Genomic DNA, 10948 nt, shown 5'->3' with positions numbered 1-10948 from the left:
TCAGTCGGGGCGGTTTATACCGTCTCGCCGGTCCCGACAGAAGGACGCCCTGCTGCCCGTCTGGAAGAGATCCGTGACCAGGTGGAGGATACGTTGCAGGACAGTCTGGAGGAAGAAGATATTTCTCCCTGGGTGGTGCAGTTTTTTTGTCAGGATGAAGATGACTCGTCGTCATCGCTGACGCAGCTTCGTCAATATATCAAGCCCTGGGCACAGGGCACAGCCTTTACCGAAACGTGGCTGGCTGAGACTGAACGTCATCTGCGAGGCATTGCCCGGCCTGAAGGTCTGTTTAACGACACATTGGTCATCGGTCAACCTTGGAGAGGGCAGCAACGCCGTACCCGAATGGTCGTTTATCGCTGGGTCCCGGCAGGCCAGAAAGATGCTCTGTCGCCAGCAGCGTTGCTTAATCAGGTCTGTAACCGACTGACGGCCTCGCTGGCCAGCGCCAGCATTTTGTGTGAGCGACAAAATGGTGAACAGGTTCATCACTGGTTACTGCGGTTGTTCAATCCTGGTCCAGATTGGATAGATAAAACGACGTTGTATCAGGCGGCTAGTTATGCGACCCCACAGGCTGGTGAGTGGAAGCCAGATAATGATTTCACCGAAACCTTGTGGTTTACCCCGCCGCGTTCTGACGTGAAAAACGGTATATGGTGGTTTGATAATATTGCTCACCGAGCGGTACCGGTTGAACGGCTGCGTCGTCCACCAGAGCCGGGAACGCTGACCGGTGAAATGGTCAGAGGGGAGAATATCAATGCACTGATGGACTTATTACCCTCAGGTACCCTTGTTTCACTGACCGTTGTCATACAGGCACAGGATACACTGGAACGGGATTTTGACCGGTTGTCAAAAAATGCAGTGGGAGAAAATACTGAATCAGGGCGAGTACGCGCAGACGTAAAAGCCGTTAAGGCTCATCTGGGGCTGAGACATAAACTGTGCCGTTCTGCATTGACCTTTCTGTTACAGGGGGCTGATGTTGACGATTTGAACCGTCGGCATCAGCAACTGGCCGCAACCCTGTTGGTCTCGGGGTTGCAGCCGGTCAAACCCGAATGTGACGTAGCGCCGTTGAACGGCTATCTGCGTGCCTTACCGATGTGTTTTAACCCGCAACGAGATAAGCATCACTGGTATACCCGGTTGACTTGGGTGCAGCATGTGGCCGGGTTGTTGCCAGTGACAGGGCGGGCAACTGGCACGGGTAACCCGGGTCTTAGCTTTTTTAACCGGGGCGGCGATGTGCTGACCTTTGATCCGCAAAATAAACATGACCGCACCCAGAATGCCCATCTGTTGCTGTTCGGGCCGACCGGTGCGGGGAAGTCGGCTACGCTTTGTGCGAGCCTGTCGCAGTTGATAGCGGTGCACCGTCCCCGATTATTTGTGGCGGAAGCGGGCAACAGTTTTGGGTTGTTTGCTGATTACTGTCAACGTCTGGGGCTGAGTGTCAACAAAATCAGCATTAAACCGGGCTGTGGTGTCAGTCTGGCGCTGTTTGCTGATGCTCACCAATTGCTTCAAATGGCATCTTCTCAGCTGGATTTGGCGGGTGAAAAGTCGGCAGAGGCAATTGAAGACGACGGGGACGATGAGCAACGCGATATTCTGGGTGAAATGGAAATTGCGGCCCGCATGATGATCACCGGCGGGGAGAAAAAAGAGGAAGAACGTCTGACGTGGGCGGATCGGGGCATGATCCGTGAAGCTATCATGATGGCGGCAAAAGCGAGTGCTGACGATGGCCGACAGATGATAGCGGAAGATCTGCAAAAGGCATTGTCTGTGATTGCCCGGGACAGCCGACGGGATGAACAGGGGCGATCATTGCGTACCGAACAGCGTCGTGCCCGTGCCGAAGAGATGGCGGGGGCGATGTCAATGTTCACCAGTGGTTTTGAGGGGGAATTGTTTAATCGTCCGGGAACCCCTTGGCCTGAAGCCGATGTGACGCTGATTGACCTCGGTACGTTGGCGCGTGAAGGGTATGGTGCTCAGATGTCGCTGGCGATGGTGTCTCTGGTCAATACCATCAACAATATGGCGGAGCGTGACCAGTTTGAGGACCGGGAAATTAATTTTGTGGTGGATGAGGCGCATATACTGACCACTAATCCGCTGTTGTCGCCCTATATGACCAAAGTGGTCAAGATGTGGCGAAAACTGGGCGCCTGGTTGTGGCTGGCTACTCAGAATTTGGCGGACTATCCGGATAGTGCGGAGAAAATGCTGAATATGGCGGAGTGGTGGTTGTGTCTGACAATGCCGCCGGATGAAGTCGAACAGATAGCGCGTTTTAAGAAGCTGTCTGAAGAACAAAAATCGGTGTTGCTGTCAGCCAGCAAACTCCCGGGCTGTTACACCGAAGGCGTGGTGTTGTCGAAAAAAGTGGAGGCGTTGTTTCGGGTGGTGCCGCCCAGTGTCTATCTGGCGCTGGGTATGACGGAGAAAGAGGAAAAGGCAGAGCGCAGGGCGATTATGAAAGCGCTTCATTGCAGTGAATTGGATGCCGCCTTTGTTGTGGCGCGCAGGCTGGACCGTGCCCGTGGTCTGATATCCGGGGAAGTGGCAAATGTGCGTGATGAAGATCTCTTATCCATGCAGGAGTGTAGGCTATGAATATCAGGGTATTCTGGACGCTTTTGCCGCTGTTAATGCCAGTATCCGTGTTTGCCAGCACAGTGATCTATACCGACACAAGCCATCCACCGCGCAATGCGGATCAACGTGTCCGGGTTGTGTACCTTGATGAGGCCGAACAGCTGCAAGCACAACTGTTCGGTCAGTTATCGGCTGATCCTCAACAGGCAGCCAAACAGGCCCGTCAGATTTTGCAGTCTTCATCGTGGCATCAACAGGGACAACATATCAGTCAGGCTTACCAGGGGTTACTGGATGCCTGGACTCTGGGCCTTAAGAAGTTCCCGGCAGTGGTTTTTGATGATGATTCTGTTGTGTACGGTACGACAGACGTCAGACAGGCCCGGTTACTTTGGGATACCTATCAGCGGGAAAAACAGCCATGAAGTCTCCGAATTTACTGTCATTAGCATGGAATTCCCGGCTGAAAAAGTTCGGCATAGTCCTGCTGCTAACGGTTGTTCTGGCGCCCGTGGCCGTTGCCAGTGTGAATACGGCCCAGATTGTGGCCAGTGCCGCGTCGGTATCGTGCATCAGTTGGCGGATAAAAGGTCTCTGTTACTGGCTGCTGTGTTCTCCCTGGGGGTGCAAAGTGCGTACCTCGATAAAAGTTGAGCATTTTACTCCTCAGGCCGTGGTCTCCGTCTATAACGCGCCTGGCGGTAATCCCTGGAGAGAAATGTCTCTGGTCAGCCAGACTGTTGACGGCGTGTAAAATGCCGTAACGAGAGCACTTTCCGGGATAGCCGTGGGGGGCGGTAATCATCAGCTGAAAATCCCAGGCAACCGGAAAAACAATCTGCATTTTAAATATGCCGATGCGATTGGGCATCCGGCAACTGCCATGATGGGCGGAAAAATTTCGGGGTATGCGTGTAAAAGTGCCGCCACGCCTTTTATGCCTTACTTTTTGAGTACTCTGGACAGCTTGGTTTGGCGGTCCGGTGTGCCAGAGTCGTTTTATCCCGAGGCGCTTATTCCTGGTAAACGTGAGCTGGGGGATTCGTTTCGGGGCAATATGTGGGGCAATATTTATCCGCGAAGCGGGTTTGTGACACAACAGGATGATAATAAAGCGGCTGCGGTAGTAGCGCAACGGGTAGCAGACATTATCACCCGTACTGGGCAGGGGCATGTTTATCAACCCCTGCAAGGGAACCGTAAACAGGGTTACTGGCCACCCGGCAAAGTAGTTGAGAATACGGGTAGCCAAAATCATCAATGGCAACGTTTAGCGCCGAAAATGAGCCCATCTTGTGCTGTTTTTCCGGATAACAGCGGGGAAGCGGCAAAGGACGGGAATTATGTCTTTGCATTGTGGCAACCCTACAGTTGTTGTCAGCGGCGTGGACAGACTTTTCTTTACAGTACCGATTTTTGAGACTGGGATCATGGGATGAGACAACGATTATTTTTGCCTGTATTGATAGCACTGGCGTTTATGACTGTTCCTGTTGTTCAGGCGGCAGGTTTTGCCATTGCGGACAGCCCGATAGGTTACGGGAAAAGCCTGAATGGGGCGGTATCGGATAAGCTGTTTTACAACATAGGTGGCGGATCAGTGATATCGCAGCCGGCGACCCGCAGTCATCTGCAACATCTGGGCGGATTAAACCTCGGTTGGAGCAGTGACCTGATGTGCGGTAACTTTGATTTGAAAACGACGGTAGGGAATCAGCTTAATGGCCTGACTTCGGGGTTTAAAAACCTGATGGGGGAAGTGATACAAGGGGCTACTGGGGCCGTAGCCAGTTTACCCGCAATGGTTATTCAGCGGGCTAATCCCGGATTATATGAAATGCTGACCAACGGGGTGTTACAGGCAGGTATTGCGTTCGACAAATCACAACTGAGTTGCCAGAACATGTCACAGCGTATGATGGATTTCTCGGATAGCAGTAAATGGACTAAAGCGGCGTTGATGGAGGAATATAAAACGTTGGTGAATACCGGTAATGGTGACGCGGTTGGCACGACACAAAAAATGGAGGTTGCGGACGGTACACAAGGTTCAAATTGGATTGGGGGTGAAAAACGGGGAGGAAAAGGGCAGAAAGCCATTCAGCCCATCCGGGATCTGGCAAAAGCCGGCTTCAATATGATGAACAACCTGCCGGCGAATAGCTATGCCAATGTCAACCACACGCAATGTAATGGCGCTGCTTGCCAGAAATTCAAGAACAGTGAAGAAGCCGCCGCTGCAGTCGTCAGGGTGTTAGGTGATCGTTCGGTTCGTACCTGTACTGACAGTCGTCAGTGTACCAGTGGGGGTACCGAAGACCAGCCGGGTGCAAGTGTCGCTGGGACGGGGTTTGCACCGATGCTGGAAGAGGCGACCAGGACCAACATTGAGCAATTGATGAAACTGGTCAGCGGGGAAAATGCGCCTACCATAGTCAATCTGGCAAAACTCAAAACAGGTAGCCTGATGGTGACTCGCGGGGTTATCCAGGCTCTGAAACGTGATCCGGACAGTGGGGCTTTGGTGAGTCGGTTGGCCAGTGAGTTGGCGATGGCCGACACCGTTGAGACTGCGCTCACTATGCGACGAATGTTGATGACCGGCCAGGCAGAACCGAATGCCGCCGCTCAGGCGCAGGCTATGGCAGAGAGTGATCGTCGCATTGCGACACTGGACAGAGAAATTACTGCCCTGAAGAATGAAATGGAGTTGCGCCGGGCGATTGCACAAAATACCGCACTGACCACGCTTGAGCGTGAACAAAATCGAGTTGAAATGAATCTGCAACGGCAATCCACCGATAATACCGACAGTCGTATTCACACCTTGTCCGTGCCGCCGAAAGGGCGTGAAGGACAATAATGATGTCTGAGCAAAGTAAAATCCGGGTACCTACTGGCACTAAACAGAGGTTGATAATGGGACTGAAACGACATTTCAGACGGGGGTTAATCGTCACGTTGATGATGGGGGGCATGTTACTTGTTGCCGCAGCTGGCTTGGCGTATCCGTCTCAGTTCAATACCTTACAACATTGGATGTACACGACCCGTTACGGCTGGCTGGCCTGGCGATTGGCCATGTACAGTGTGATTGCCTGTTTCATGTGGCAGCTTTGGCGATCCCCATTGCCGTTAACACAGAAAGCGGCTCTGAAACGGATTGCACTCATTTCGCTGGGATTTGTGGGATGTTGTGAGTATGTCATGTTCTTCGTCTCCGGAGAGCAGTCATGACAACTTACAGCTATCTGGAATATTTTCTGACCCTGCTGGGCTGGATAGTGAATAACGGTTTGTGGAATGTGCTGTTGGCCACCGGGTTATTTGTGCTGCCGCTGACATTCAAAATGATAGGTATCTGGCTGAAAGTTCGGGAAGAAGGGGAGGATGAAGGAAATAAGGGCATGCTCTCAGTGACCCGGATTGAAAACACCCTGTATGGCGCTTTTCTGGTGATGATTGTTTGCTGTGTGCCGTTGGTCAATGTGAGTCTGAGTACCATTACGTATGATGACTCGCGGGCAAAAAGTTGCGGCACTTGGACACCGAAACCGGCTGAAACGGGTTATGCGTCCGTGATATCGTCGCTTGATGGTAAAACAGCGGCGGCTCCGGTTTGGTGGATACTGGTTCATCAGATTTCTAAAGGCGTCACTCAGGCTGCAATAGCTTCTATGCCCTGCCGTCCCGACCTGAGGCAACTGCGTTTTGAGGTCCAGCATACGCGAATTAATAATCCGGCTCTGGCTCAAATATTACAGGATTTCACCCATGACTGTTATGCGCTAGCAGTGTATCAGTGGAAACGTCGGGACGAAGGAAGAACCCGGGATGAAGCGGTATTACGGGATATTGAATGGTTAGGGTCAAAAACGTTTCTGAATAGTGCGGGTTATTATGATGTGCTTCAGTCAAAAACGCCTCGTTCGGATTTTCCCTGGAAACCGCATCGTGATGACGGTTTGGCTAATACGGGTCAGGGGGGATATCCGACCTGCAAAGAATGGTGGTCAGACAGTCAAGTAGGATTGGAAAAACGAGTGATGGCTCAGGTTGAGCCAGGCATGTGGTTTCGGTTATCGGCAGCATTGAAACTGATGGGCAAAGATACGTCAGAGTACAAAGAAGCGGTGATACGGCGTCTGGTGAGTCCGGCAAGCCTGACCGCATCTCAGGGGGGATATGTCTATGCAGGTTACGGGTGTAACGCGGATTTTACTCTGATGAATTCGGTGGGCCGGATAGCCTCATTGGGTGGGATGTCGCTGGGAAGCTTGGCGGCATTTCCGGCGTTTGATGCAATGCGCCAGGCATTACCAATGGTACAGGCTGTTATACTGATGGCGGTGACTATCATATTGCCCCTGATTATCGTATTTGCTGTCTACGAATATAAAACGGTCGTTACGCTGACTTTTATTGTGTTTGCGCTGAATTTTTTGACCTTCTGGTGGGAATTGGCACGCTGGTTGGACAGCGGGTTACTGGAGGCTTTGTACGGTTCGGATACGCATAGCCGCTGGAATATGGCCGGTTTTCAGAATAGCACAGACGATATCATTATGAGTTTTGTGATGGGGACGATGTTTATTGTGCTGCCGGCATTGTGGATGAGTGCTTTATCTTGGGCTGGAGTTAAAGTTGGTGGAGTAATAGAAAATGCAGGCAGCACAGCAACTAAGGATAGCAAGGCGGCTGGCAGTCAATTAGGTTCTAAGATATCTGGAAAGCTTTAATTGTTACTTAGTATAGCCTGATATGGATGACTGGATAGGGTTACACTTTATCTCAACAGTCATCCGATTCCCATGAATGTCTTTTATAAGTGTCTTTATCCCAATCTTGTTCCCATGAAAAACGTTCATAAGCAGCTTTTTGCTCACTTATATTTGAATTTTTTTTATTCCACATGTTTTGAGAAATTCCTAGTAATAATACAAAGGCCAGTATCACCATTATAGCTATAGCCAATGATCCAAATAGTAATGCAATAACTGAGCTGCCAACAAATAGATAAACTGGTAAATGTCCTATCCAATTGGGGAGATTGTATTTGTGGGCTTTGGTAACACAATGTGCATCCCAAGTACGTAAACGCTGGCGTAAATTACGATAAATCCTGGCAGCTTTTGCTCCCCGAATCTGAGCGCGCATTGTACGTTGTATGTCATTATGGTTAGTCATTGGGTAGTCTCTTGTTGAAACAATGTTCAGATAAATAATATGATTATTTTCTGGTTAGGTTAGCTAAAAGTCTGAGCGGCGTCTATGGTGTGAATTGTAAAACGAGTTGTGTGTTATGCACATTTGCACGGCTGATAAAGTTCATTCACCTGACCCCATCAAAGTGCCGGGTGAATGAAAGCAGTTGGTGAGCGGGGTTGGCGAACCAACATCAGCGGTGTAACTGTGTATAACGCTTATTTAACGAAAGATGGGTAGTCATATTTTTAATCATTATGACATATAAATAAAATTCCAAAATAGCGTTGCATCTTATACTACTCATAATTCTATGTATAACAATGGGTTGAAGAAACTCATGTGTAGCAGAATTATGAAACGTTATTTATAGGTACAAATTTTTTGGTTGGTAAGGTATGTGTAACTCAGCTTACCTTTTCGTTTGTCAAGTTAATATGGGATGTAAAGGATATTGTTTTAGTATTATTGGCAAATTTTAACCATGTATTAAGATATTTTTGCATCGCCAAAATATATGATAACTCTAAAGTTCCCAGAATGGATCTGTATTCCAGCTTTCTGGAAAACCAGCAGAATGTAACAGTGGTATTACTCTTGGGAATTCATGTGTTAAAGTGTGAATATCTTGGCCCACGTTTACGCCCAGTTTTAAGATTTTGCTTAAATGGTGAAGGGTTGCAAGAAAAACATAGATACGATTGTTATTAGTTGGAGGTATAGAAAGGTGTGGGATAATTTCTGCTGGGGCTCTTAAATTTGAATTCCAAAGACGATTATTATGTGCACATTTGTTTCTTACATCTCTTAATCCACTAATCCATCCAACCAGCGTTTCAAATTTTTTTACGCCAAATTCTTTGGCTAAATTGTTAAGGATGTTTTCTCGTTCTGATATTTGAAAACGACGTTTGTCCAAGCAATCGTAAATAACAAATATATTTCCCAATGTTGCTAATTCACCGATAATCCAAAAAGGGGGTAGGGATTTATAATTATCATTTTTCTCATTATAGTACTTTTCCTTATAATGAGTGGCATATTTTTCATTACAAGATGTAAATGAATTTGATAATTTTGAACGTAATAATTTTATTTTATTTGCTTTTTTATTAAAGAAGTTTTTATCGTCGAGATACCAAAATGGATCATCTGTATATTCTGATATAGTGTGATCTAGCCTACTACGAAATTTTATTTCGAGTCGAGAAATTATGCGAAATATGTAATTGCGTAATGATTCATCGAAACGATAAATATCAAGGCCGTTTTCAAAAAAAATGCCATCACGAAATTGCTTTTTTCCTTCTTCATCTTGATACATGAACTGGAATAGATAAATTTTAAAACGATAATAGCTGATAAATGATAATATGTGTTCGGCTAATGCTTTATCTTTGAAATTTAGCCCCTTTTCCTCTAAATCACTAATAAGGTCTATAGGTTTGCGATGCGACTTTGCGTAGGGGATATGAACCATGATTAAAATTCCATAAAAAAAGCCCGCTTACGTTCCCGGAGGAAGGTAGCGAGCGTTGTCGATACTTATGCTACCAGAGAAGAGAAAGATGTCAATAGCATATTGATGGTTTTTTGCCTTAACAGTAGGGTGTTTGACGCTATCTGTTTGTTGCTGTAGGATCCCTGTTGCTGATTGTGGCTATTGCTGCCAGCAACGTGCTAGGGTCACAGATGATGGAAATCATGCTGCTGATGCCGAAAGATATTTGGGGTAAACCCTTTGTGGAGAAATCAACAGGGGTTTTCTCGCTTTTTTAATTAAAAAGGCAAAAATTAGTATACGGAAATCCTATATACAGGCATTTGTTAGTACTATAATCAATCGTACATCTTTTTTGTCTCAACAGAAGGTATATTCATGAGACATGAGAAAGTTTTAAGTCATGTGGTTTCTCAGCATCGTGAACATCAGAAAAACACAGATTTTTGGTTTTTATAGCTGTAGTACTAAATGATGATAGGGGAAGGTTATGCAATCAAAACGCCGAATTTCTGAACTTAAGCAAATGTCCGTAAAAGAGCGCAAAATTGAAGGCATGCGTCGAGCTAAGGCTGCTTTTGATCTGGCTGAACGTACAGGTACGTTAACAAAGCGTCCTGTTATCGTTGAGTGCTGATTTATTCGTTAGATTGATAAAGCTTTGTCAATGACTTCCTTATTGAAGGATGGTGAGTTTTTAGGTTAGTTTGCCAAGTTCGTAATTACTCTTTGGGTGTTCTACCCAATTGATCCACACACTTAGTTCTCCGTGTTGCTTCTTAATGTGCTGCACATTTACTTAGTTATCCAGTTGGCTAAGTGAGAATTGAAAGGTATCGTCATTCTATACCTTGTGTTTACTCTACACTATTATGATCACTAATTGACGGTGTTTAATTTTTTTCTTGACTTATCAGTGTAGTAATGTAAAGCAAAATTTCTTTATCTGTTGATTCATTCCCAGCTAAAGCTATCTTTATTGCTTGTTTAAGAGTTTCTCTAATAGGCAATTCATTGATGGTATCTTCAATTGTAGATGTTTTGGTTTTAGGAGGTTCAGCAAGTATCCCTTCTATACCTTTGCGGTGAATTAGTCTTATTAATGCATCTACATCTTTATCTTCCAATGAATCTAAAATAGATTGCCATGCTGTGCTTCTTTCCGTTGAGCTTTTTAGTTGTTCATAAATGGTTGTGGTTTGATTGTGAGGTTGTAACTGATGATCACCAGTTGCAAGCCAATCTAGGGTGACACCTTCAATATCGCAGATTGATTGAGCTACATTGAGAGCAGGGATTGAGTCCCTTATGATGTAGTTATTCAGTGTTGAATACGATAATCCCCATTCTTTAGCTGCGGTTCTTACACTACGGCTGCCGATAAGATAAAGAAGTCTCTCCTTAAAGGTTTCTTTTTGGTCTTGTTCAAAAGAATCCATATTATGCTGTGCTTCCTTTCTCTTTTTAACCATATAACCACCTGAAAAAACAGATTTCCTGAAATTAATAAGTGAAATTATCTCAATTGAGTTAATATTTTCTTTTCAAGGTCTCAATTTAGATCTATACTATACTCTAGTACAAGTAATCCTATAAATAGGGGTAGCTTGCACTGGTAACCTTTTA

At 46.5% G+C, this 10948-nt stretch carries 10 protein-coding genes and 1 pseudogene; 8 read left to right on the top strand and 3 right to left on the bottom strand.

The annotated features are described in order from the left end of the window. The 6 genes and pseudogenes from LGZ98_RS21855 to LGZ98_RS21830 all read left to right on the top strand — a co-directional run. On the top strand, window positions 1-2634 hold a 2634-nt coding region (locus LGZ98_RS21855; protein ID WP_262978577.1), incomplete at its 5' end, for a conjugative transfer ATPase. Beyond that, window positions 2631-3041: a TIGR03757 family integrating conjugative element protein gene (locus LGZ98_RS21850; protein WP_113044264.1), complete on the top strand. Its 411-nt coding sequence runs from the start codon at window positions 2631-2633 to the stop codon at window positions 3039-3041. The genes LGZ98_RS21855 and LGZ98_RS21850, both read left to right, overlap by 4 nt. Continuing rightward, window positions 3038-4036 (top strand): annotated as a pseudogene (locus LGZ98_RS21845) (TIGR03756 family integrating conjugative element protein). Before LGZ98_RS21850 ends, LGZ98_RS21845 begins: the two are co-directional and overlap by 4 nt. A 60-nt stretch (window positions 4037-4096) precedes the next feature. Further along, entirely contained in the window at window positions 4097-5479 is a 1383-nt protein-coding gene (locus LGZ98_RS21840) for an integrating conjugative element protein (RefSeq protein WP_229015711.1), read from the top strand. A gap of 2 nt (window positions 5480-5481) precedes the next feature. Further along, the gene (locus LGZ98_RS21835; RefSeq protein ID WP_113044266.1) at window positions 5482-5853 is read left to right on the top strand and encodes a hypothetical protein; all 372 of its coding nucleotides are present in this window, start codon (window positions 5482-5484) and stop codon (window positions 5851-5853) included. Then, window positions 5850-7355, top strand: coding sequence for a conjugal transfer protein TraG N-terminal domain-containing protein (locus LGZ98_RS21830; RefSeq protein ID WP_113044267.1), 1506 nt, complete (start codon window positions 5850-5852; stop codon window positions 7353-7355). Before LGZ98_RS21835 ends, LGZ98_RS21830 begins: the two co-directional genes overlap by 4 nt. Before the next feature lie 52 nt (window positions 7356-7407). Here LGZ98_RS21830 and LGZ98_RS21825 read toward each other — a convergent pair whose 3' ends face one another. Both LGZ98_RS21825 and LGZ98_RS21820 read right to left on the bottom strand, forming a co-directional pair. Then, window positions 7408-7803, bottom strand: a complete 396-nt coding sequence (locus LGZ98_RS21825; protein WP_113044268.1) for a hypothetical protein — start codon at window positions 7801-7803, stop codon at window positions 7408-7410. Between the two features lie 544 nt (window positions 7804-8347). Continuing rightward, on the bottom strand, window positions 8348-9301 hold the full coding sequence (locus tag LGZ98_RS21820; RefSeq protein WP_113044269.1) for an Abi family protein: 954 nt from the start codon (window positions 9299-9301) through the stop codon (window positions 8348-8350). A gap of 167 nt (window positions 9302-9468) precedes the next feature. Between LGZ98_RS21820 and LGZ98_RS21815 the strand changes: the two genes are divergently transcribed. Continuing rightward, window positions 9469-9600 carry a hypothetical protein gene (locus LGZ98_RS21815; protein WP_262405196.1) on the top strand — a complete coding sequence of 44 codons (132 nt, stop codon included), beginning with the start codon at window positions 9469-9471 and terminating at the stop codon, window positions 9598-9600. A 212-nt stretch (window positions 9601-9812) separates the two neighbouring features. Beyond that, window positions 9813-9959: a hypothetical protein gene (locus LGZ98_RS21810; protein ID WP_158536626.1), complete on the top strand. Its 147-nt coding sequence runs from the start codon at window positions 9813-9815 to the stop codon at window positions 9957-9959. 256 nt (window positions 9960-10215) lie between these two features. Here the strand turns inward: LGZ98_RS21810 and LGZ98_RS21805 are convergent, their stop codons facing one another. Continuing rightward, window positions 10216-10794 (bottom strand): helix-turn-helix domain-containing protein, encoded by a 579-nt coding sequence (locus tag LGZ98_RS21805; RefSeq protein WP_113044270.1) that lies wholly within the window; start codon window positions 10792-10794, stop codon window positions 10216-10218. Between the last annotated feature and the right edge of the window lie 154 nt (window positions 10795-10948).

The organism is Photorhabdus kayaii, assembly GCF_025384895.1.
In the GTDB taxonomy this organism is placed as follows: Bacteria; Pseudomonadota; Gammaproteobacteria; order Enterobacterales; family Enterobacteriaceae; genus Photorhabdus; species Photorhabdus kayaii.
The sequence above is the reverse complement of the archived record's forward strand: the minus strand, read 5'-3'. Positions and strand labels throughout refer to the sequence as shown.

What these genes read in the sequence shown, in the direction of transcription:
- LGZ98_RS21835 (WP_113044266.1), top strand. Translation starts at nt 5,482, where the DNA reads ATGTCTGAGCAAAGTAAAATCCGGGTACCTACTGGCACTAAACAGAGG.
- LGZ98_RS21820 (WP_113044269.1), bottom strand. Translation starts at nt 9,301, where the DNA reads ATGGTTCATATCCCCTACGCAAAGTCGCATCGCAAACCTATAGACCTT.
- LGZ98_RS21840 (WP_229015711.1), top strand. Translation starts at nt 4,097, where the DNA reads ATGACTGTTCCTGTTGTTCAGGCGGCAGGTTTTGCCATTGCGGACAGC.
- LGZ98_RS21830 (WP_113044267.1), top strand. Translation starts at nt 5,850, where the DNA reads ATGACAACTTACAGCTATCTGGAATATTTTCTGACCCTGCTGGGCTGG.
- LGZ98_RS21850 (WP_113044264.1), top strand. Translation starts at nt 2,631, where the DNA reads ATGAATATCAGGGTATTCTGGACGCTTTTGCCGCTGTTAATGCCAGTA.
- LGZ98_RS21810 (WP_158536626.1), top strand. Translation starts at nt 9,813, where the DNA reads ATGCAATCAAAACGCCGAATTTCTGAACTTAAGCAAATGTCCGTAAAA.
- LGZ98_RS21825 (WP_113044268.1), bottom strand. Translation starts at nt 7,803, where the DNA reads ATGACTAACCATAATGACATACAACGTACAATGCGCGCTCAGATTCGG.
- LGZ98_RS21805 (WP_113044270.1), bottom strand. Translation starts at nt 10,794, where the DNA reads ATGGTTAAAAAGAGAAAGGAAGCACAGCATAATATGGATTCTTTTGAA.